The organism is Romboutsia lituseburensis DSM 797, from assembly GCF_900103615.1.
GTDB classification, from domain to species: Bacteria; Bacillota; Clostridia; order Peptostreptococcales; family Peptostreptococcaceae; genus Romboutsia_F; species Romboutsia_F lituseburensis.
In genome coordinates this window covers 142,924-165,584 of sequence record NZ_FNGW01000005.1, presented here as the reverse complement: position 1 = coordinate 165,584, position 22,661 = coordinate 142,924, and the positions used below count along the sequence as shown (strand labels likewise).

Here is a 22,661-nt window from a genome sequence, read left to right as displayed (position 1 = left end):
TAATTAATGAAATATTAACAAATTTAACTATTGCTTAACACACTAAAAATATAGGAGATGAGTATAATTTATTAAGGAAATTAAATCCAGGAATTATAGAAATCATTTTTAGTTGGGGATGAGTTCCTAAAAATTATATAGGGGGATAGTTTATGGAATCTGTGATTAATGCGATTAATAGTGTGATTTGGAGTAACTGGTTAATTGGACTTTGTTTAGGAGCAGGAATTTATTTTTCTTGTAGAACTAGATTTTTACAAGTTAGGCACATTAAAGAAATGGTTGTACTACTTGTAAAAGGAGAAAAATCAGAAGAAGGAATATCTTCATTTCAAGCGTTATGTACAGCCTTAGCAGGACGAATAGGAACTGGAAATATAGCTGGAGTTGCAACAGCTATAGCAATGGGAGGACCCGGTGCACTATTTTGGATGTGGGCAATAGCATTTTTAGGAGCAGGTTCAGCATTTGTTGAATCTACCTTGGCACAAATTTATAAAGAAGTAGACGATGGACAATATAGAGGCGGACCAGCTTATTATATAGAAAAGTGTATGGGATTAAAATGGTATTCAATACTATTTGCAGTAGCAACAGTATTAGCAACAGGATTTTTCTTACCAGGTGTTCAAGCAAACTCAATAGTAATAGGTGTTCAAAATGCTTTTGGAATGCAAACTTGGATGGCTGGAATATTTGTGGTAGCATTATTGGCACTTATAATATTTGGAGGAATAAAAAGAATTAGTTCAGCAGCAGAATTAATAGTACCATTTATGGGAGCTGCATATATACTAATGGCTTTAGTGATAATATTTGTAAATATAGAAAAATTACCAGACGTGTTAGCATTAATATTTAAATCTGCATTTGGATCAGAACAAGCATTTGCAGGAATCATAGGATCAACAATAGCATGGGGAGTAAAACGTGGAGTTTACTCAAATGAGGCAGGTCAAGGAACAGGACCTCAAGCAGCCGCAGCTGCAGAAGTTAGTCACCCAGCTAAGCAAGGTTTTGTTCAAGCTTTTTCGGTATATGTAGATACATTGTTTGTATGTTCAGCAACAGGATTTATGATATTAATGACAGGAAGTTATAACGTGTTAAATGGTAAAGGTCAAATGATAGTAGAAAATTTACCAGGAGTAGATTTTGGCCCTGCATTTACACAGATAGCTGTAGATACATTAATACCAGGTTTTGGATCAGCATTCGTAGCAATAGCATTATTTTTCTTTGCATTTACAACATTAATGGCATATTACTATATAGCAGAAGTTAACTTAGCGTATTTATATAAAAAAATATTTAAAGGTAATGATAGTTCTAAAAAATATGTGATGATAGGATTGAAAATAGTACTATTAGGCGCAACTTATTATGGATGCATAAAAACTGCAACATTAGCTTGGGCAATGGGGGATATAGGTGTAGGCATGATGGCATGGTTAAACATAATAGCAATATTAATAATAGCAAAACCTGCATTAGTCGCTCTTAAAGATTATGAAGCTCAAAAGAAAGCTAATATACCTAGAGAGGATATAAAATTTGATCCTATTAAACTAGGAATTAAAAATGCAGATTTTTGGGTAGAAAAATTAAAAAATAAATAATTAAAAATATAAAATAGGCTAATTTATTTATTAAATTAGCCTATTTTATATTGAAAGTATTTATTTAGATAATTAAAATTATCTACTTATGTTATACATTAGCATTAAATATTGATTTTAGTAGAAATGATAAAAAGTATGTAGTCCTTTTGTGAATTACAATAAGAGGATATATAGTGGTTATTGGAGAAATAATTAAGTAAATTATTTGCAGTGAAAGGAGAATACTATTGAAAAAGATAAGACGCTCTAAAGTTTTAATACTAGGAGTATTTATATATTTAATATTTCAGATATCACTAGTATTTTTAAGTAAAAATACAAAGACATTAGCATTAGAAGTTGAGGAATTTAAGGCAACAATGAAAACTAAGGGTATAATAGTTAGAGAAGAGTATGTAATAAATTCACAGGAAAATGGAATTGTAGACTTAAAGTTTAAAGAGGGAGACAAAGTAAGAAAAAATGAAACTATAGCATGTATAAAAAAAGATAAAAAAGTTGACAAAATAGATAAAAAAATAAATGAAGCTAATGAAGAAATTAAAGATATTACAAAATCAATAAGTGAGTCAAATAACGAGATAGCCAAAGAGATAGAAGAAAATAAATTGAAAAATAAAAAAGAGGAGAAAAAAATTCTGGAAAGTGAAAAGGAGAAAGGCACATCTTACATTCATACAGAGATGTCAGGCGTTGTATCATATAAGTTTGATAATAAAGAAGATAAATATACACTAGATGAGTTGAAAAAAATAACTAAAAATGATATAGAAAAAGAAGAAAATAATTATAATCAGGTAAAAAGCAATTCAACTATAACAAAAGGAGAGCCTGTAGCTAGGATTATAAATAATTATGAATCTTACTTAGTAAGTTGTATATCAAAAGACGAATCTAAAAATTTTGTTAAAGGCCAAAATGTAAAAATAGTATTAAATAAAGAAGAAATAGATGCTAAAGTTGAACAAATAGAAAAAAATGGATCAGATGTTGTTATTATATTTAAAATAACTAATCAAAATGTAGGAATTTACGATACAAGAGTAGAAGAATTTGATATAATATATAAACAAATAGAAGGTTTAAAAATACCTAAAAGCTCTGTAAAGGTTGTCAATGAAAAAAAAGGTGTATATGTAATAAATGAACAAACTCAGGATACCGAATTCATAGAATTAAAAGGAATTGAACATGAAGATGATGAGTTTATATATTTAGATTATTATAAAAACAACATAGATAGAGCTAAAACAGTTAATTTATATGATGAAATTATTTTAAAGCCAAATGCTATAAATAAAAATATAAAAATGAAGTAGGTGAAAAAGTGAGTAATATAAAGGAAAACTTAAATTACATAAGAAATAATATAAAAAAATCAACAGAAAAATCAAGTAGAAAAGAAAACGATGTTATGTTATTAGCTGTAACTAAAACAGTAGATGTAGATGCTATACAAGAAGTTATAGACAATGGAATAACAAATGTAGGAGAAAATAAGCCACAAGAACTTGCTAGAAAGTATGATGTATTAGGTGATAAGGTTAATTGGCATTTAATAGGAAGTTTACAAACTAATAAAGTAAAGTATATAATAGACAAGGTCTACATGATACATTCATTAGATAGAGAAGTTTTATGTGAAGAAATTCAAAAAAGAGCCGAAAAAATAAATAGGACTATAAATTGTTTAGTTCAAGTAAATATATCAAAAGAAGAAAGTAAACATGGATTAGATAAAGAGGATGTTTTATCATTTATTGAGAATGTATCTAAAAAATACAAAAATATAAGAATAAGAGGTCTTATGACTATGGCACCTTTTACTGAAGATGAAAAAACTGTAAGATCAGTATTTAAGGGGCTTAAAGATTTATCTATAAATATTGAACAAAAAAATATCCCTAATGTATCTATGGAATACTTATCTATGGGGATGAGTAATGATTATGAAATAGCTATAGAAGAAGGATCAACGATTGTAAGAGTAGGGACGTCAATATTTGGAGAAAGAAACTATAACAAATAGTAAACTAATGAATAAATATTAAGGAGGAAGTTAACAATGGGAGATGGATTATTTTCGAAATTCAAAAACTGGGTGGTTGATGAAGATGATGATTATGAGTACATGGAAGAAGAAGAAGAGATAGTTGCAGAAGAAGATGAAATAGGTGAAGGCATTGGAAATGCAATAAAAAGTACAAATATAGTTAAATTACATACAACTACACAAATGAAAGTAGTAATAGTAGAACCTAAAAAGTATGATGAAGTAACTACTATAGCAGATCATTTAAAAAGCAAGAGAGCTGTTATAGTTAACTTAGAAAATTTAAATGATGCTACAGCTAGAAAATCTATATTTGATTTCATGAATGGAGCAGTCTATGTATTAGATGGAACAATACAAAAGGTATCTAAAGCAATATTTATATTAGCTCCTAATAATGTAGATATAGACGCTAGCATAAAAAAAGAGCTTGAAAACAGTAAAACATTATTCCCTTGGCAAAATACAAAATAATAAAAAATAAATAAAAAGTAGAGGGGTTTTTAGATGAGTACAGGTTTAATAGGGTATGCACTATATAAACTATTTGATATATTAATATGGGTCATAGTTATTAGAAGTTTTATGACTTGGATACCTAATGTAATGAATAGTGATATAGGAAGTAGTATATATAATTTTTTAAACAGTGTTACATATCCAATAGAAGCACCTATAAGAAATGTAATGTATAAATACAGTAGTGGGCCAATGGATTTTTCTCCTATGATAGCTATATTGGTTTTAATGCTATTACAGAGGGTTGCACTATTAATATTCTAGTAAGGCGATATAATGGAAAAATTAAAATTAACTAATCATATTAAAGATATAGATTTAAAAAATAAAATGTTTAAAGTTATAGATAAAGCTAACAGCTGTATGAAAAATTATGATGTAAAACAAACAGATTTTTTTAATCCTTATGAAATAAAAAATGCGATTTCAATACTTAATTCTAATAGTGACTTAAAATATGCTGTTGATGGTGGATATCACAATGCAGAAAGATGCTCTATATTTATATATCCGTTTTATATGGACTATGAAGATATTAATCAAGGTCTTAAATTTATACAAATAGAGGGCAATTTTAAATTTAAAAGTGTATCTCATAAAGACTATTTAGGAGCTATATTAAGTTTAGGTATAAAAAGAGAAAAGGTTGGAGATATTATTATACATGATAATTTTTGCCAGTTAATAGTTAGTGAAGATATTTGTGATTTTATATTAATTAATTTGAATAAAGTAGCTAGAAATAATGTAAGAGTTTTTGAAATAAATAAAAGTGACATAATAGAAAGTACACCAAGCTATAAAGACTTATCTTTTACTGTATCTTCTCATCGAATAGATTGTATAATTAGCGGTTTATACAATATATCTAGGCAAGAAAGTATTAAATATATAAACAGTGAAAGAGTTCAAGTTGATTATGAAAAAATAACAACACCGTCTAAAGAAATAAAAGATGAATCACTAATTTCTGTTAGAGGTAAAGGAAGATCTAAAATAGTAAAAATTGGCGAACTCACTAAAAAAGGAAGAATAAAAATTGAAGCTAAGTTAATAATATAGGAGGAAATATATGCTAACTCCAATAGAGATAGAAAATAAAGATTTTAAAAAGGCAATAAGAGGATACAAAGAAGAAGAAGTAGATGAATTTTTAGATATAGTTAAGGAAGATTTTGAAGTTTTATATAGAGAAAATGTAGAGCTTAAAGAAAAAGTAAGACTATATCAAGATCAAATAAATAAATATGAAAATATAGAGGAAACTTTAAAGGCAACTCTTATAAGAGCAGAAAGTGTTGCAGAAGATACTTGTAGTGCAGCTAATAAAAAAGCTAAGATAATGATTGAAGAAGCTGACTTAAAATCTAGACAAATAATAGAGCAAGCAAATAATAGAGTCGTAGATATAAGAAAAGAATATGATGAAATGGTAAAAGAGTTTAAGATATTTAGAAATAAATTCAAATCATTATTAGAAGATGAGATTAGAAGTATAGACGAAATATTTTACAATGTAGATGATAATAATGGAAGTGGTTTTGAAACAACAACATTATTTGATTTAGAAAAAGGAACAGAAGTTGCTGTAACAATGGAACAACCTTAATTAAAAAAATATTGACTATTACAAAAACTTGTTATAAAATTTCATATTATATAACAAAATATAATTATATAAAAGCTATGAAGGAGACAGTAAGCTTTAAATAATTTCACAGAGAGTTGGATAAGCTGAGAACCAATAAATTTATAAAGTCGAAGATCACTCCTAAGCTGCAGGCTGAACGATTATAATCAATTAAGCTGAGCCGGTTAGTGCCGTTAAACTATACTATAGAGTGCTATAAAATATTTTATTAATAATATTTTATAGAATTAGGGTGGTAACGCGATTAATACTCGTCCCTTTTATTAGGGGGCGGGTTTTTTTATGTAAAAATAAATTCCACTATATTAACACCTGGGTATATACAAGGTTATAAATAAAATAAATTTAAAGAAAGGGTGATATTATGGCAAACTTTAAGCCATTAGTAGACAGTTCTGTAAAACAAGCAGAAGCAGAGGTTTCAAAATATTGGAATGATATCAATATGCTTGAAAAAACTTTAGAAAAAGGTAAAAATGATCCAAGTTTTGTATTCTATGAAGGTCCACCAACAGCAAATGGAAATCCTGGAATACATCACGTTATAGCTAGAACATTAAAAGATTCAGTTTGTAGATACAAGACTATGAACGGATATCAAGTAAAGAGAAAAGCTGGATGGGATACTCATGGATTACCTGTAGAAATACAAGTAGAAAAAGAATTAGGATTATCTGATAAGCAACAAATAGAAGCTTATGGACTAGATAAATTTAATGCTAAATGTAGAGACTCTGTATTTTCTTTTGAAAAGCAATGGAGAGAAATGACAGAAAGAATGGCATATGAAATAGACCTAGATAATCCATATATAACATTAGATAATAACTATATAGAATCTGTATGGTGGATATTAGATAAATTTAATAAAGAAGGATATGTGTATGAAGGTCATAAGATACTTCCATATTGCCCAAGATGTGGAACTGGACTTGCATCACATGAAGTTGCTCAAGGTTACAAAGAAGTTAAAAATAATACAGTAATAGCTAAGTTTAAAAGAGCTGATGCTAATGAATATTTCTTAGCTTGGACAACTACTCCATGGACATTACCTTCAAATGTTGCTTTAACAGTAGGACCAGAGGTTGACTATATAAAAGTTAAACAAAATGATGAAGTATATTATGTTGCAAAAGCTTTAGCTAATAAAGTATTAGGTGAAGATTATGAAGTACTAGAAGAAATGAAAGGTAAAGATTTAGAACATATACAATATGAACAATTAATGCCTTTTGTTGAAACTGATGAAAAAGCATTCTTCGTAACTTGTGGTGATTATGTAACAACTGAAGATGGTACAGGTATAGTACATACTGCTCCAGCGTTTGGTGAAGATGACTACAATTTAGGTAGAAAATATGGTTTACCAGTATTACAACCAGTAGATGAAAGCGGTAAGTTTACAACTACTCCATGGGAAGGTAAATTTGTCATGGAAGAAGGAGTAGACGTTGAAATAATAAAATGGTTACATGGAGAAAATAAATTATTCAGCAAAGAAAAGGTAGCTCATAACTATCCTCACTGTTGGAGATGTCAAACTCCACTTGTATACTATGCTAAGCCAAGCTGGTATATAGAAATGACAAAATTAAAAGATAAATTAATCGAAAACAATAATACAGTTGAATGGTATCCATCTTTCGTAGGAGAAGGAAGATTCGGTAACTGGTTAGAAAACTTAAATGACTGGGCAATATCTAGAAGTAGATATTGGGGAACTCCTTTAAATATATGGAAGTGTGAATGTGGACATAAAGACTCAGTTGGTTCAAGAGAAGAATTAGCTAAAAAGGCTATAGAGGATGTAAATCCAGAAACAGTAGAGTTACACAGACCATATGTTGATGATATACACTTAAAATGTGAGTGTTGCGGAAAGCCAATGACAAGAGTAACAGAGGTTATAGACTGTTGGTTTGACAGTGGATCAATGCCATTTGCACAACATCATTATCCATTTGAAAACAAGGAAAACTTTGAAGAATTATTCCCTGCTGACTTTATATGTGAAGGTATAGACCAAACAAGAGGATGGTTCTATTCATTACTTGCAATATCTACATTTGTTATGGGGAAAGCTCCATACAAGAGAGTTTTAGTTAATGACCTTGTACTTGACAAAGAAGGCAAAAAAATGAGTAAGTCTAGAGGAAATACTGTAAATCCATTTGAATTATTTGATCAACACGGAGCAGATGCTTTAAGATGGTACTTATTATATGTATCTCCACCATGGACTCCAACAAGATTTGATGTTGATGGTTTAAAAGAAGTTCAAAGTAAGTTCTTAGGAACTATGAAAAATGTATATAACTTCTTCACATTATATGCAAATATGGATGAAGTAAATCCAACTGAATTCTTTGTAGAATACAAAGATAGACCAGAATTAGATAGATGGATATTATCTAAGTTTAACAACTTAAAGAAAGAAGTAGAAGAAAACTTAGCTATATTTGAATTAAATAAAACAGTAAGAATGATACAAGATTTCATAAATGAAGATTTATCTAACTGGTATATAAGACGTTCAAGAAGAAGATTCTGGGCAACTGAACTAACAGAAGATAAAAAATCAGTGTATAACACAACTTATGAGATATTAACAGAGCTTTGTGGTTTAATAGCTCCATTTGCTCCATATATATCTGAAGAAATATATAGAAACTTAACTAATGAAGTTTCAGTTCACTTAAGTTCATATCCAAAAGCTAATTTAGAGTTAATAAACAATGAATTAGAAATTAAAATGGACTTAGTTAAGAACTTAGTTACTTTAGGTAGAGCATCAAGAGAAGCTACAAGAATAAAAGTACGTCAACCAATACAAAAAGTATTAGTAGATGGAAAATATGAAGAAACTATAAGTGATGTAGTAGAATTAATAAAAGAAGAGCTTAATGTAAAAGAAGTTGTATTTGCTAAAGACTTAGGTGAATATATGAACTTTACATTAAAGCCAAACTTTAAAGTATTAGGACCTGTATTAGGAGCAAAAATGAAATTCTTTGCTGGAGCTTTAAATAAGTTAAATCCTAGCGAAGTAGTACCTAAATTAGAAAATGGAGAAAGTTTAACTGTAGATATAGATGGAGAAGACTTTGAATTTAATAAAGAGCATGTATTAGTTAATATATCTGCTAAAGAAGGATTTAATGTATCTATGGAAAATAACTTATTCGTTATATTAGATACTACATTAACTACAGAGTTAATAGAAGAAGGATATGCAAGAGAATTTATATCTAAAATACAACAATTAAGAAAAGCAAGTAATTTTGATGTATTAGACAATATAGATATAGAATTTTGCTCAGATGATGAGATAGCAAATGCAGTTGAAAATTACAAGGATTATATAAAATCAGAAACTTTAGCTTTAGAAATAACTAGATCAAATGATGAAAGCTTAGAAAAACATAACTTAAATGACCACATGACAGGTATAAAAGTTACAAGAAAATAATATGATAAACTCCTCATAGGATTGCTACTATGAGGAGTTTTTTTATTTATGTAAAAAATGGAATTTATAATAAATGAAAAAATAACCTTATAAAATTTAGTTAAAATTAAAGTGTGAAATATTAAATGAATAAAATATTAAATAAAAATTTAACCTATTGTTAAAAAAATATCTAATAAATCTTAGTTAAAACTTAAAAAGTAAATCTAAATATAAAAAAATGGAAATAAAATAAAGTTTAAAAGTTTAAATGTTTTGAAAATTTAAAAATTTAAAAATGGAAAATAATTTAAAAAAACTTTAAAAAAGCATATAAAAAAACAATGAAAATTATAAAAAAGCTTTTTAAAAATGTTTTCATAAGGTTTTTGACTTTAAAAAATAAAGTTAAAATTAGAAAAATACACTTAAAATAAAAAGAAAGTGATGAATTTTATAAAAAAATTAGAAATTGCATGAAAACAATGAAAACGGTGTCGAAATGTGATAGAATTAACTTAGGTATTATGTAAAAAGCTAGAAAATTGAGGGAGGAAAAAAATTTAATGGATGTAAGTGCAAAAACACAAGAAAAGAAAAAGATGGGGTTTATGGACAAGATAGAAAAGCTTGGAAATAAATTACCTCATCCAGTTCTGATGTTTATATACATCGGAATATTTGTATTAGTTCTTTCAGCAGTACTAGGAAGTATGGGAGTAGTAGCTCACACAGAGCTAGGAGATTTCCCAATAAATAACTTATTAGGTCAAAAGCCTATAGAAGTATTAAAAGTAGGTCCTACAGGGACACAAGTTGCAGAAGTATACTCTAATGGTTTATCATATGTAGTTGGAACTGCAATAGCTAACTTTATGAATATGTATGCAATAGGTACTATATTAATAATAATGTTAGCAATAGGTCTTATGGAACAAAGTGGATATTTATCAATGGCAATGAAGAGTATAGTTCAAGCTACTCCAATGAAGCTTGTTACTCCAGTTGTTATATTCTTAGGAGTTATGTCTAATATGGCTTCAGATGCAGGGTATGTTGTATTAATACCTTTAGCAGCATTAATGTATTATACATTAGGAAGACATCCTTTAGCAGGTCTTGCGGCAGGTTTCGCTGGTGTTTCGGGAGGATTCAGTGCAAACTTATTCGTAAGTTCTACAGACGCATTATTATTACCATTTACTCAAGCAGCAGCTGAGACAGGTGATGCAATGGCTAAAACTCAATTAGCAGGAACTTTATCAGTTACAAGTAACTGGTTCTTTATGATAGCATCAACATTTGTAATAATAATACTTGGTACTATAGTTGTAGACAAGTTTGTTGAGCCAAGATTAGGTTCATACAATAAAAAAGATGCAGAGATAGAAGCAGATCATGAAATAACTCAACAAGAGAAAAATGCATATAAGTTTACAAATAAAATAATGTTAATAGTAGTAGCTTTAATAGTGTTAGCTGCTTTACCAATAGATAAAAATAATGTTATACCAGTAGTGGGGGATTTATCAACAACTGTAGCATTAGTTAGCTTAGTTGATGGAGCAATGGCTTCAAGTGCAGCAGATGGTTTCTTAAATTCTATATTCTTTAAGGGCGATATGGTTATAATGTTAATGTTTGTTATATTTGCAGCATCAGGATTACTTTATGGCTTTAAATCAGGTAAATTCAAAAAGGCAGCAGATATAGTTCCTGCAATGTGCAAAGCAATGGCAGATATGGCTCCGATAATAGTTATACTATTCTTCGTTGCACAATTTATAAACTACTTCAATGATTCACATTTAGGAGTATTAGTTGCATCATTAGGTGCTAGTTTAGTTGAATTAATACCAGAAGGAAGCATGTTTATGTCTATGATATTAATGGTTGCATTCATATTCTTAACAGCATTTGTTAACTTATTTATGGGTGGAGCGTCATCTAAGTGGGGATTACTTGCACCTATATTTGTACCTATGCTAATGGTTGCAGGATTCTCTCCAGCAGGTGTACAATTAATGTATCGTATAGGAGATTCAGCTACTAACGTAATATCACCATTAATGAATTACCTTGGTGTTATAGTAGTGTTTGGACAAAAATATAAAAAAGATTTTGGTGTTGGAAACTTAATGAGTATGATGATGCCGATATCTATAGCGTTCTTAATAGGATGGACAATAGTTGCGGTATTATGGGCTTTAGCTGGAATACCAATAGGACCATCGACATCATTCTTTATATAAATATTAAATATAAAAGTATATGTTAACTTTATAAGTTAGCATATACTTTTTTTTATAAATTGATTTTAAAGTGATAAAAATGTAGAAAAATAAATAAGACTAAATTTTCTGTAAAATCAAGAAAACATTTACATAGATTTTGTAAAGGTATATAATGAAAGAGTAAAAAGGGGATAAGATTTATATATAAAAGAGATTTTTAGATATTAGGTTATAGTCCACATAAATATATATAGTGGATTCGGGGGAATATTTGATACGGAAATTTTAAATTTGTATACTAATAATAAGTAGTATATTTTATAAGATAAAAAGGCTATTATAATAAAGTCTTTTTATTTTTTTGCGCAACGGACGAAGTCGTTGGTGGCATAAGCGAAGTGAATTTTTTATGTGAAAATATTATAAATTTATTTTTACTTAAATTAAAGTATTTTCAATTTTAAAAAGTTTATAATAATTATAAAAAAGTAAGGTTGACAAATTTTAATGTAAAGCATATTATATTTTTATAAAATAATATAAAAATCCCGTGAAAAGGATTAGTAGCTAAGATAACTTTAGTACAGAGAGTTAAAGTAGGTGAGAGTTTAACGTAGAGATTTTAGTGAATGGACCTTTGAGGAATTAGGTGAAATGCAATTATAGCAAAATAGCCTTAATCGTGTAAGCACGTTACAGCAGTAGAAAGAGGTATGTATTAATTTACATACAATTTAGGTGGTACCGCGGAAAAATTTATCCGTCCTATGTTTTAATAGGACGGATTTTTTAATATCAAAATATACAGGAGGTAATTATGAACAGAATAGGTATAATAGGAGCAATGGATGAAGAAGTAGATATATTAGTAGAATTAATGAATATCGAAGAAACTATAGAAAAGGCAAGTTTAAAATTTTATAAAGGAACATTAGAAGGTAAAGAAATAGTATTAGTAAGATGTGGTATAGGTAAAGTTAACTCGGCTTTATGTGCACAAATATTAATAAGTGAATTTGACGTAGATGCAGTAGTAAATACTGGTGTTGCAGGGGCGCTACATTCAGACTTAGGTGTATATGATATAGTAATATCTACAGATGCTATACAACATGATTTTGATGCTACAGTATTTGGGTACAAAAAAGGTATAGTTCCTAGAATGGAAAATTCAATATTTATAGCTGATGAAAGATTAGTAGAGGCTGCATATAAATCATCAGTAGAAGAAACAAAAACTCATAAAGTTGTTAAAGGAAGAGTTGTTTCAGGTGATATATTCATAAGTTCTAAAGAGTTAAAAGATGAATTAGTAAAAGAATTTAATGCTTATTGTGGAGAAATGGAAGGAGCTGCTATTGCGCATGTTTGTTCATTAAACAATACTCCTTTTGTAATAATAAGAGCAATGTCAGATAAGGCTGATGGAACAGCTGATGTAGTATACGAAGAGTTTGTACAAGATGCAGCTCATAATTCTAAAGACATAGTAGTTAATATGTTAAAATCATTATAGGAGCGTGAAAATAATGAGTGAAAAGAAAATTATATTTAGTGGAGCACAACCTTCAGGAAAGATGACATTAGGTAATTATTTAGGAGCTATACAAAATTGGACTAAGCTTCAAGATGAGTACGATTGTTTTTATAGCGTAGTTGACTTACATGCTATAACAGTACCTCAAGAAGCTAAGGATTTAAGAGCTAATACAATGCAATTACTTGCTCAATATTTAGCTTGTGGATTAGATCCAGAAAAAAATACTATATTTATACAGTCTCATGTAAGTGCTCATACTGAACTTATGTGGATATTAAATACTATGACTTATATGGGTGAGTTAAGTAGAATGACTCAGTTTAAAGATAAATCACAAAAAAGTGAAGCTAATTTAAATGCAGGTTTATTTACTTATCCAGTACTTATGGCTGCTGATATACTTTTATATCAAACAGATTTAGTACCAGTAGGAGAAGATCAAAAGCAACATTTAGAATTAGCTCGTGATTTGGCAAGTAGATTTAATAATAGATACTCACCTACATTTAAAGTTCCAGAACCATTCATACCAAAAGAAGTTGGTAGAGTAATGAGTTTACAAGAACCTACTAAAAAGATGAGTAAATCAGATGAAAATGAAAATGCATTTATTTTATTAGCAGATGATGCGGATACTATAAGAAGAAAAATAAAAAGAAGTGTAACAGATTCATTAGGTATTATAAATTATACTGATGAGCAACCTGGTATAAAGAATTTATTAGAAATATATTCTCAACTTGGAAACAAAAGTATAGAAGAATTACTTTCTATGTATGAAGGTAAAGGATATGGTGTATTTAAAGAAGATGTTGCAGAAGTTATAGTAGAGTCACTAAGACCAATAAGAGAAAAATATAATGATTTATTAAATAACAAGGATTATTTAGAACAAGTATATGCAATTGGTGCAGATAAAGCTGAAAGACAAGCAAGAAAGACTTTAAGAAAAGTATATAAAAAAGTTGGATTAATAGAAAGAAAATACTTACCTAGATAGTTAACATATATATTAAATTTAAATAAAAAAGTTAATATTTAGAATTGAAAGGATTATACCAAAATTAAGGTTTTTAATTTAGGTATAATCCTTTTGTATTTTTATAAGTAAAACTTCACATAATATTTATATGAAAAGTGCCTTATAAAAGGATGTGATACATATTAAGCATAGAGAGGACAATAATTTAGATCAACAAAATCCAATAAGCATGAAAGATCTTGATAAAGCTATGAATGAATTTAATCTATGTGATAGAACTGCAGAAGATTTGGGGTTGATAAGGCGTTATTTAGAAAGATTAATGCTTACTATAGAAAGAAGCCGTATTAGAGAATATATGATGTTAACTGATAGCAAGAGAAGGCTCTTTTTAATAAATTTTGTAGCTGGACTGGGAAAAGGATTTGGGCAAGCTATAGGTTTTTCTTTTTTAGCAGGTGTAGTGTTTTACTTATTAGGTAGTTGGATTGATTTACCTGTAATAGGAGAATATATAGCAAAATTACTAAATATTGTAGATCAATATAGAAAATAATGAGGAGGAAAATAGATATGAATATAAACAAATATAAAAATGAATTATTAAATGAGAAGAAAAAGTTAACAAACTTAATAGAAGAAATGCAAGATAATACTTTATTTGGAGATACAAAAGAGCATACTAGTGAAAAATATACTACTTCTGAACTATCAAGTTATGATAATCATTTAGCTGATATGGGAACTGAAACTTTTATGCAAGATATGCAAAATAGTTTGACGATACATGAGCAAGGAAAATTAAATGATATAGAAAATGCTTTATACAAAATAGAAAATGGAACTTATGGAATATGTGAAGAGTGTCATAAACATATAGATGAAGATAGACTAGATATACTTCCAGAAACTAATTTATGCAGTTGCTGTGCGAAAAACCAACCAGATAAACACCTTACAAGTAGATATGAAAATCAAAATCTTATAAATAGAGGTTCTAGTTTCTATGATGATGTTTTATTACAGTTAAATGAAATGAATAAAATGCCTAACGATGAATCTGATAGAGACTGATAATAAGAGAAGAGGTTGTTCTAAATGAAAAAAATATTATATGTAGTATCAGCATTGTTACTTATGGTAATAGGTCTATACTCGTATAGCAAAGAAGATAGCCAAACTAAAGAAACTTTAAATTTAAAAGAAGATATAGTAAATGATTATGAGGATATTATTATAAAAAAAGGCAATGATGATGAAAAAATGATAGCTTTAACTTTTGATGATGGACCAGATGAGGATTTTACCCCTCAAATATTAGATATATTAAAGAAATATGATGTAAAAGCTACTTTTTTTGTTGTAGGAGAAAAAGTGGGTTGGAACCCTGAACTCTTAAAACGAGAATATGAAGAAGGTCATGAAATTGGAAATCATACTTTTACGCATATTAATGTTTCAAAAAGAGGTTATGCAGAAATTGATAAAGAAATAAATGATACACAAAAAGCTATTAAAAATGTTATAGGAAAAGAGCCAAAGCTATTTAGACCACCATACAGAGCTATTAGCAAAGATATGTGTAGTATCGTAAAATCAAAAGATATGAATATTATTCTATGGTCTAATTTAGATCCAAGAGATTGGTCAAATCCAGGTGTTTATTATATTGTTAACACAATAACTTCTAAAGTTGAAAATGGTAATATAGTTTTATTACATGATTATAATAATTTAAGAAATTCTAAATCACAAACTATACAAGCTTTAGATGTTGTCATACCTAGATTAAAAGAAATGGGATACAAATTTGTAACTGTATCACAGTTAATTGATCATATAGATAAAGATCATCCTACACAAAATAAGAAATAACAGCTTCCAATTAGGAAGCTTTTTTTTGTATAATAGTAATATATAAATAGTTGGGAGGAAAATATATTGTTATATGAGTTAATAATAATTTTACTAATAGGAATAGATCAGTTGTCTAAAGTATGGGCATTAAAAGCTCTAAAAGAAATTGGAAGCATACCTATAATACAAAATGTATTTCATCTTACATATGTAGAAAATAGAGGAGCAGCATTTGGGATGTTGCAAAATAATCAAACTATATTTATAATAGTTGCGTTAGCTGCATCAGTTTTTGGATTGTATTACTTACATACTAAGAAGGTTAATATATTAGGAAGAGCGGGTATTATACTTATAATATCGGGTGCTATAGGCAACTTAATAGACAGAGTCAGATTAGGCTTTGTAGTAGATTATTTTGATTTTAGATTTATATGGGAGTATGTATTTAATGTAGCTGATGTTTTTGTAGTGTTAGGAACAATAATGCTATGTGCATATATAATATTTTTTGATGAAGAAAAGCAGGTGAAGTAATGGACGAAATAAGAGAATTTTTAGTTCTTGAGGACGAAGAGGGAGATAGATTAGATGTTTATCTATCATCACAACTTGGAGATATGTCAAGAAGCTATATTCAAAAAATTATTAAAGACAAAAAAGTAAAAGTTAATGGAAAAGAAGAAAAAGCAAAATATTTGGTAAAAGAAGATGATAAGGTGATAATAGAAATTCCAGCACCGAAGTTATTAGAAGTTTTACCACAAGATATCCCTATAGATATAGTTTATGAAGATACGGATATATTAATTATAAATAAACCACAGGATATGGTAGTACATCCTGCACCAGGAAATTATGAAAATACGTTAGTTAATGCAATTATATATCATTGCAAAGATAAATTATCTTCTATAAATGGTGTTATTAGACCAGGCATAGTTCATAGAATTGATAAAGATACATCAGGTTTACTTATGATAGCAAAAAATAATAATTCTCATAATAGCTTAGCAGAACAATTAAAAGACCATTCAATAACAAGAGAATATGAATTTATATGTCATGGTGTAGTTAAAGAGGATAAGATAACAGTAAATAAACCTATAGGAAGAAATCCTAAAGATAGATTAAAAATGGCAGTAGTACCTGGAGGTAAAAATGCAGTAACTCATTTTGAAGTAGTTCAAAGATTTGAGAATTTTACTCACATGAGAGCTAGACTAGAAACAGGTAGAACACATCAAATAAGAGTTCATGCACTATCTATAAACCATCCTTTACTAGGAGATCCAGTGTATGGACCTAAAAATAATAAATTTAAAACAAATGGGCAAACATTACATGCTAAGAAATTAGGATTTATACATCCATCTAAAAATGAATATATAGAATTTGACTCAGAACTGCCTAATTATTTTAAGGATATTATCAATAAGTTAAAATAAGTATTGCAAAAAATAAAATATAAATATATAATATAAACAATATAAAATAATAGTACCTTTAATTGATACAGAGATATCATAAGGCAAAAGCATTAGGAAAGCTAAAACATAAACTAGTTTGTTTTGTTTAAGGCTAACCTAAATAAAGTAAGTATATTATAGCTTCTTGTCTTATGATAAGAAGCTTTTCATATTACCATGTAAAAATTAAAATAATTTTAAATACACTAGGAGGTCAAGCATGAGAGAAAAGGCCCAATTAATGGATGAAAAAGCAATAGCGAGAGCTATAACAAGGGTAAGTCATGAAATAATAGAAAAAAACAAAGGTATAGACGATATAGTACTAGTAGGAATAAAGACTAGAGGAGTTCCTATAGCCAATAGAATATCTAATAAAATAGAGCAAATAGAAGGTAGTAATGTAAATACAGGAGAAGTTGATATAACTTTATATAGAGATGATTTAAAACAAATAAATATAGATCCAGTATTAAATGGATCAAATATTGATTTTGATATAAATGATAAAATAGTAATACTAGTAGATGATGTTTTATATACAGGAAGAACTGTAAGAGGAGCACTAGATGCTATAATGGATATAGGAAGACCAAAGGCAATACAACTTGCGGTATTAGTTGATAGAGGCCATAGAGAATTACCTATAAGAGCAGATTATGTAGGTAAAAATGTTCCAACATCTAAACATGAGATAATATCAGTTAAGTTATCAGAAACTGATGAAGAAGATTCAGTAACAATAAACGAATAAACACATACACTATAAAGAATTTATAGTACCTTTTAATTCAGTACAGAGAGACTGAAAAAGGGAGAATTATTTCTCCCTAAATAAAAATTTGGGAGGTTTTTTATGAAGAAAACAGTAATGTCTTTACAACACTTATTAGCTATGTTTGGAGCTACGGTTTTAGTTCCAATACTAACAGGATTTAACCCTTCAGTAGCAATATTTTGCGCTGGGCTAGGAACACTAATATTCCACTTCTGTACAGAAGGAAAAGTCCCAGTATTCTTAGGATCAAGTTTCGCATTTATTCCAGTAATATTAGCAGCTAAAGAAGCTTTTAATGGAGATTTAGCATATGCACAAGGTGGTATAGTGGTAGCAGGTATTTTATATGTACTAATGTCATTTGTTGTGAAAATAGTAGGTGTAGATAAAATTAAAAAGTATTTCCCTGCTCAAGTAACAGGAGCAATGATAGGTGTTATAGGATTAAACCTATTACCAACTGCATTTGATATGGCATCAGGAAATATAGTAGTTGCACTAATAACATTATCAATAGCACTTTGTATAAATAAATTTGGTAGAGGATTTATAAAGCAAATAGGAATTTTAGTAGCAGTAATAGTAGGGTATTTAGTATCATTATCGTTAGGGTTAGTTGATATAAATACGATAGCTCAAGCAAGCTTATTTGAAATTCCGAAATTTACATTACCAAAGTTTAATTTACAAGCAATAGTAATAGTAGCGCCGGTAGTTATAGCTGTATTTATGGAGCATATAGGTGATATGACTACAAATGGAGCTGTTGTAGGTAAAAATTTCATAGAAAATCCAGGATTAAATAGAACATTGTTAGGGGATGGATTAGCAACAATAGTAGCTGGTTTTTTAGGTGGTCCAGCAAATACTACGTATGGAGAAAATACAGCAGTACTTGCTATAACTAAAAATTATGATCCATCACTACTTAGACGCACAGCCGTGCTTGCAATATGTCTTGCGTGTATAGGTAAATTTGGAGGTTTCTTACAAAGTATACCAGGTGCAGTTATGGGAGGAATAAGCATATTATTATTCTCTATGATAACTTTTGTAGGATTTAAAACAGTTAAAGATAGTAACTGTATTGAACATAAAAATAATATAATTATAATAGCTACAATAATGGTAATCGGGTTAGGAACAACATATCTAAGTAATAAAGGAATTGTTATAGGAATACCTATAACAAAAACAGTTACTATAACAGGATTAAGCCTAGCTGCTATAGTTGGGATTGTATTAAATAGAGTACTTAATAATCAAGATTTCAAAGCAGAAGAAAAAACTAATCAATCTATAAAAGCTCAGACAAGAACAGTATAAAAAAGACTTATATTTATAAGTCTTTTTTTTATTCAATAAATTAATTTATTCCTGCTCCAGTTTATTTTAAAATTAATTTATATAAAGTATAAATCAATAAATATTAATAAATTTAACTGAATAAAGTATAGTAAAATTTTTCCAAAGTGTTTTCGAATAAATATTGAATATAAGGGGAAAATTTAATAAGACTAATTTTTAAATAAAAAACCCTAGACAGATTTAAAAATTTCTTGTAAAATAAGAATTTGTCACGAACGAAAAAAAATAAACTGGAATTAAAGTTCATAAATGACATAATAGGAGGAAAATTATGAAGTTTAAAAAATTAATGGCAGTAACTGCATCAGTAGTATTATCGGCATCATTATTAACAGGATGCTCATCAAAAAAGGAAGAAAGTGCAGATAAGCTTTCTGTAGGTATTGTACTAGGTGAGGGTAGTATAAATGACCAATCTTTCAATCAATCTACATGGGAAGGATTAAAAAAAGCTGAGAAAGATTTTGGAATACATGTAAAGTATTTAGAATCTAAACAAGAATCAGATTACATACAAAATATAGAAACATTAGTAGATGAAGATATGGATTTAATAATAGGCGTTGGATATCAGTTAAAAGACTCTATAAAGGATGCTGCTGGAAGTTATCCAGACCAAAAGTTTGCCTTAATGGATGAAACATACGATAAAATACCAGAAAATGTAGTACCAGTAACTTTCAAAGAACAAGAAGCTGCATATTTAGCAGGTGTAATAGCAGCGAATATGACTAAAACCAAAAATGTTGGATTCATAGGCGGATTACCAGCTCCAGGAGTTGTTAAGTATCAATATGGGTTTAAATATGGAGTAGAATCTGCAAATAAAGATGTAAAAATAAGTGAGCAATATGCTAATTCATTTAGTGATCAAGCTAAAGGGAAATCAATTGCTAAGCAAATGTATGCAGGAAATGTAGACTTAATATTATCTGCTGCTGGAGATGCAGGAACGGGAGCTATAGAAGCAGCAAAAGAGAATAATAAATTAGCTATAGGTGCTGATAGAGATCAAAGTGATTTAGCACCAGAGAATGTAATAACATCTGCTATAAAAAAATTAAATGTAGCATCTTACGATTTAGCTAAAGAATTAGTTGAAGGTAAATATAAAGGTGGAGTTGAAAAAGTATATGGATTAAAAGAAGGTGCAGTTGGAATGGCTGATAATTCAGGTAAACATATACCAGAAAATGTAATGAAAATAGTAGAAAAAGAATCTGAAAAAGTAAAAAATGGGGAAATAAAAGTTCCAAAGAATGAAGCTGAGTATAAACAATTAACTAAATAGATAATAAAAAACTCTTAATTAAATTTAATTAAGAGTTTTTTTGAGTTTAATTTACCTTTACTTTTAATTTAGCAACTAACTCTTCTGTAGGAGTTACATAAATAGTATTATTAGTTTCATATATTACCATACCTGGTTTTGCACCATTAGGCTTTTTAATATTTTTTTTCTTTGTATAATCAACAGGTACTTGAGCTGACATTTTTGACTTACTGAAATAAGCAGCAAGCATAGCTCCTTCAAATAAAGTTTCATCAGATACTTCTTTTCCTTCACACTTTATTATAACGTGAGATCCAGGTATATTTTTCGTATGAAGCCATATATCGTTATTGTCAGCAACTTTTAATGTTAAGTGATCGTTTTGTTTGTTATTTTTACCAACTAATATTTTAAATCCATCAGAACTTAAAAATTCATGAGGTTTAGTGGTAAGTTTAGTTTCTTTTTTTGATTTATTTTGAGATTTTAAATATCCAACTTTCCCTAATTCTTCTCTAATATCTAATAATTCAGCTAAATTTTCACAGTTTTCGATACTTAAAAGAATATTTTCTAAGTAATGAATTTCTTCTTCGCTAATTTTTATTTGATTATTTATTTCTACTTTTGCAGTTTTCATTTTAGTATACTTTTTAAAATACTTTTGTGCATTTTCAGAAGGTGTTAGGTTTTTATTTAATTTAATTTTTACACTCTTGTATTCAGGGTCATAAAAATTATCAACTTCTACACTTTCCATCCCTTTTTCTATCATGTATATATAAGATGTAATAAGCTCACCAGAAACTTTATATGAGTCAGCGTTTTCAGATTCAAGTAATTCTTCATTTTGTTTTTTTAACTTATTATAAAGTCTATCTAGCTTAATAGAAATACTTTTTCTTAAATCAGAAGAACGTTGGTGAATTCTATCCTTAATATCTTTTGTTTTGTAGTAATCCTCTAATATTTTAGACATGCTATCATCTTTTACAGATGATAATGTGCTAAAAAGATTTATATTAACACAACTAAAGTCAATTACTCTATCTATACTTTCATCAATAAACATACAAGGTGTATAATTATTTGATTTAATATTTTTAAATAGATTTAAAAACTCTATATATATTAAATTAAATATTTCATCAGAACAATCTATAGTATCAGTTTTTTCATCGACTTTAGCTCTAAAACAAATTTCCTTGGCAATAATTGGACTAATTCCTAAAAATTTAGAATAAATCGACTTAAAAATATTTCCTTGAAAATCTTTTAATGTATTTGTAAAGTCTTGTAAAGAAATATCATTAAGAGGGTTTAATTTGTTTTGCTCTGGTGGCAAATCATAGGTTAAACCTGGCAATAATTGACGAACTCTACTTATGCTAGGTGGAATTCTTTTAGCCGAATCTATGATTTTATTGTCTAAAGAATGAGTAAGTATGATATTACTATGTCGTCCCATAATTTCTACTATTATATCCTTTGTAGTTTTTTCCTTTAGTTCGTCAAAAGACTCTACACTTATCTTTATAATTCTTTCAAAACCTACTTGAGATATGTTTACTATATTTCCACCTTGAATATGTTTTCTAAACAACATGCAAAACATAGGTGCGTTAATAGGATTCTCCTTTTTATAATCATTAGCTAAATAAACTCTAGGATTAGAGGCACTAGCACTTAGTACTAGTTTAAAATTTTGTTTATTATTTCTTATATGTAAAACTACTTCATCGTTTTCAGGTTGATAAACTTTATCTATTTTACCACCTAATAATTTTGAGTGCAGTTCATCTACAATTGAATGTATAACTAAACCATCTAAAGCCATAATAATCGCTCCTTTCTTAGACGAAAT

20 protein-coding genes and 2 other annotated features are annotated in these 22,661 nt (G+C 28.4%); of the genes, 19 read left to right on the top strand and 1 reads right to left on the bottom strand.

Annotated features, from left to right (window positions below; translation table 11 throughout):
- The first annotated feature begins 152 nt into the window (after window positions 1-152).
- The 19 genes from BLP75_RS11375 (at window position 153) to BLP75_RS11285 (ending at window position 20,815) form a co-directional block, all read left to right on the top strand.
- Complete coding sequence (locus BLP75_RS11375) at window positions 153-1,619, top strand: alanine/glycine:cation symporter family protein (protein ID WP_092726176.1); 1,467 nt, start codon at window positions 153-155, stop codon at window positions 1,617-1,619.
- Between the two features lie 230 nt (window positions 1,620-1,849).
- Window positions 1,850-2,941 (top strand): biotin/lipoyl attachment domain-containing protein, encoded by a 1,092-nt coding sequence (locus BLP75_RS11370; RefSeq protein WP_092726175.1) that lies wholly within the window; start codon window positions 1,850-1,852, stop codon window positions 2,939-2,941.
- Between the two features lie 8 nt (window positions 2,942-2,949).
- Window positions 2,950-3,651, top strand: a complete 702-nt coding sequence (locus tag BLP75_RS11365) for a YggS family pyridoxal phosphate-dependent enzyme (protein ID WP_092726174.1) — start codon at window positions 2,950-2,952, stop codon at window positions 3,649-3,651.
- Between the two features lie 36 nt (window positions 3,652-3,687).
- Complete coding sequence (locus BLP75_RS11360) at window positions 3,688-4,149, top strand: cell division protein SepF (protein ID WP_092726173.1); 462 nt, start codon at window positions 3,688-3,690, stop codon at window positions 4,147-4,149.
- Window positions 4,150-4,182: 33 nt separating this feature from the next.
- Window positions 4,183-4,458, top strand: coding sequence for a YggT family protein (locus BLP75_RS11355; protein ID WP_092726172.1), 276 nt, complete (start codon window positions 4,183-4,185; stop codon window positions 4,456-4,458).
- 12 nt (window positions 4,459-4,470) lie between these two features.
- On the top strand, window positions 4,471-5,256 hold the full coding sequence (locus tag BLP75_RS11350; RefSeq protein WP_092726171.1) for a YlmH family RNA-binding protein: 786 nt from the start codon (window positions 4,471-4,473) through the stop codon (window positions 5,254-5,256).
- 10 nt (window positions 5,257-5,266) lie between these two features.
- Window positions 5,267-5,803: a DivIVA domain-containing protein gene (locus BLP75_RS11345; RefSeq protein ID WP_092726169.1), complete on the top strand. Its 537-nt coding sequence runs from the start codon at window positions 5,267-5,269 to the stop codon at window positions 5,801-5,803.
- A gap of 68 nt (window positions 5,804-5,871) precedes the next feature.
- Window positions 5,872-6,107, top strand: a binding site (T-box leader).
- Between the two features lie 102 nt (window positions 6,108-6,209).
- Window positions 6,210-9,317: an isoleucine--tRNA ligase gene (ileS, locus tag BLP75_RS11340; protein WP_092726168.1), complete on the top strand. Its 3,108-nt coding sequence runs from the start codon at window positions 6,210-6,212 to the stop codon at window positions 9,315-9,317.
- A gap of 545 nt (window positions 9,318-9,862) precedes the next feature.
- Window positions 9,863-11,548: an AbgT family transporter gene (locus tag BLP75_RS11335; protein ID WP_092726166.1), complete on the top strand. Its 1,686-nt coding sequence runs from the start codon at window positions 9,863-9,865 to the stop codon at window positions 11,546-11,548.
- Between the two features lie 523 nt (window positions 11,549-12,071).
- Window positions 12,072-12,301, top strand: a binding site (T-box leader).
- Window positions 12,302-12,347: 46 nt separating this feature from the next.
- A complete protein-coding gene (locus BLP75_RS11330) occupies window positions 12,348-13,046 on the top strand; it encodes a 5'-methylthioadenosine/adenosylhomocysteine nucleosidase (RefSeq protein ID WP_092726164.1) in 699 nt (232 codons plus the stop codon).
- A 13-nt stretch (window positions 13,047-13,059) separates the two neighbouring features.
- Window positions 13,060-14,070, top strand: a complete 1,011-nt coding sequence (gene trpS, locus BLP75_RS11325; protein WP_092726162.1) for a tryptophan--tRNA ligase — start codon at window positions 13,060-13,062, stop codon at window positions 14,068-14,070.
- A gap of 154 nt (window positions 14,071-14,224) precedes the next feature.
- On the top strand, window positions 14,225-14,608 hold the full coding sequence (locus tag BLP75_RS11320; RefSeq protein ID WP_154029573.1) for a DUF5665 domain-containing protein: 384 nt from the start codon (window positions 14,225-14,227) through the stop codon (window positions 14,606-14,608).
- A gap of 17 nt (window positions 14,609-14,625) precedes the next feature.
- Window positions 14,626-15,126 (top strand): TraR/DksA C4-type zinc finger protein, encoded by a 501-nt coding sequence (locus BLP75_RS11315; protein WP_092726160.1) that lies wholly within the window; start codon window positions 14,626-14,628, stop codon window positions 15,124-15,126.
- A gap of 24 nt (window positions 15,127-15,150) precedes the next feature.
- On the top strand, window positions 15,151-15,927 hold the full coding sequence (locus BLP75_RS11310; RefSeq protein ID WP_092726158.1) for a polysaccharide deacetylase family protein: 777 nt from the start codon (window positions 15,151-15,153) through the stop codon (window positions 15,925-15,927).
- A gap of 66 nt (window positions 15,928-15,993) precedes the next feature.
- A complete protein-coding gene (lspA, locus tag BLP75_RS11305; RefSeq protein ID WP_092726157.1) occupies window positions 15,994-16,446 on the top strand; it encodes a signal peptidase II in 453 nt (150 codons plus the stop codon).
- Window positions 16,446-17,357 carry an RluA family pseudouridine synthase gene (locus tag BLP75_RS11300; RefSeq protein ID WP_092726156.1) on the top strand — a complete coding sequence of 304 codons (912 nt, stop codon included), beginning with the start codon at window positions 16,446-16,448 and terminating at the stop codon, window positions 17,355-17,357. Before lspA ends, BLP75_RS11300 begins: the two co-directional genes overlap by 1 nt.
- Before the next feature lie 241 nt (window positions 17,358-17,598).
- Window positions 17,599-18,132: a bifunctional pyr operon transcriptional regulator/uracil phosphoribosyltransferase PyrR gene (gene pyrR, locus BLP75_RS11295; RefSeq protein ID WP_092726154.1), complete on the top strand. Its 534-nt coding sequence runs from the start codon at window positions 17,599-17,601 to the stop codon at window positions 18,130-18,132.
- Window positions 18,133-18,234: 102 nt separating this feature from the next.
- Entirely contained in the window at window positions 18,235-19,482 is a 1,248-nt protein-coding gene (locus BLP75_RS11290) for a uracil-xanthine permease family protein (RefSeq protein WP_092726153.1), read from the top strand.
- Window positions 19,483-19,795: 313 nt separating this feature from the next.
- Entirely contained in the window at window positions 19,796-20,815 is a 1,020-nt protein-coding gene (locus BLP75_RS11285; protein ID WP_092726151.1) for a BMP family lipoprotein, read from the top strand.
- Window positions 20,816-20,861: 46 nt separating this feature from the next.
- On the opposite strand, the gene BLP75_RS11280 is transcribed toward BLP75_RS11285, so the two are convergent.
- On the bottom strand, window positions 20,862-22,634 hold the full coding sequence (locus tag BLP75_RS11280) for an Rqc2 family fibronectin-binding protein (protein ID WP_092726149.1): 1,773 nt from the start codon (window positions 22,632-22,634) through the stop codon (window positions 20,862-20,864).
- Between the last annotated feature and the right edge of the window lie 27 nt (window positions 22,635-22,661).

Excerpts from the sequence above, each read along its gene's own strand:
- BLP75_RS11280 (WP_092726149.1), bottom strand. The coding sequence starts at position 22,634 with ATGGCTTTAGATGGTTTAGTTATACATTCAATTGTAGATGAACTGCAC.
- BLP75_RS11360 (WP_092726173.1), top strand. The coding sequence starts at position 3,688 with ATGGGAGATGGATTATTTTCGAAATTCAAAAACTGGGTGGTTGATGAA.
- BLP75_RS11375 (WP_092726176.1), top strand. The coding sequence starts at position 153 with ATGGAATCTGTGATTAATGCGATTAATAGTGTGATTTGGAGTAACTGG.
- pyrR (WP_092726154.1), top strand. The coding sequence starts at position 17,599 with ATGAGAGAAAAGGCCCAATTAATGGATGAAAAAGCAATAGCGAGAGCT.
- BLP75_RS11285 (WP_092726151.1), top strand. The coding sequence starts at position 19,796 with ATGAAGTTTAAAAAATTAATGGCAGTAACTGCATCAGTAGTATTATCG.
- BLP75_RS11335 (WP_092726166.1), top strand. The coding sequence starts at position 9,863 with ATGGATGTAAGTGCAAAAACACAAGAAAAGAAAAAGATGGGGTTTATG.
- trpS (WP_092726162.1), top strand. The coding sequence starts at position 13,060 with ATGAGTGAAAAGAAAATTATATTTAGTGGAGCACAACCTTCAGGAAAG.
- BLP75_RS11330 (WP_092726164.1), top strand. The coding sequence starts at position 12,348 with ATGAACAGAATAGGTATAATAGGAGCAATGGATGAAGAAGTAGATATA.
- BLP75_RS11315 (WP_092726160.1), top strand. The coding sequence starts at position 14,626 with ATGAATATAAACAAATATAAAAATGAATTATTAAATGAGAAGAAAAAG.
- BLP75_RS11355 (WP_092726172.1), top strand. The coding sequence starts at position 4,183 with ATGAGTACAGGTTTAATAGGGTATGCACTATATAAACTATTTGATATA.
- BLP75_RS11345 (WP_092726169.1), top strand. The coding sequence starts at position 5,267 with ATGCTAACTCCAATAGAGATAGAAAATAAAGATTTTAAAAAGGCAATA.
- BLP75_RS11300 (WP_092726156.1), top strand. The coding sequence starts at position 16,446 with ATGGACGAAATAAGAGAATTTTTAGTTCTTGAGGACGAAGAGGGAGAT.
- BLP75_RS11310 (WP_092726158.1), top strand. The coding sequence starts at position 15,151 with ATGAAAAAAATATTATATGTAGTATCAGCATTGTTACTTATGGTAATA.
- BLP75_RS11350 (WP_092726171.1), top strand. The coding sequence starts at position 4,471 with ATGGAAAAATTAAAATTAACTAATCATATTAAAGATATAGATTTAAAA.
- ileS (WP_092726168.1), top strand. The coding sequence starts at position 6,210 with ATGGCAAACTTTAAGCCATTAGTAGACAGTTCTGTAAAACAAGCAGAA.
- BLP75_RS11290 (WP_092726153.1), top strand. The coding sequence starts at position 18,235 with ATGAAGAAAACAGTAATGTCTTTACAACACTTATTAGCTATGTTTGGA.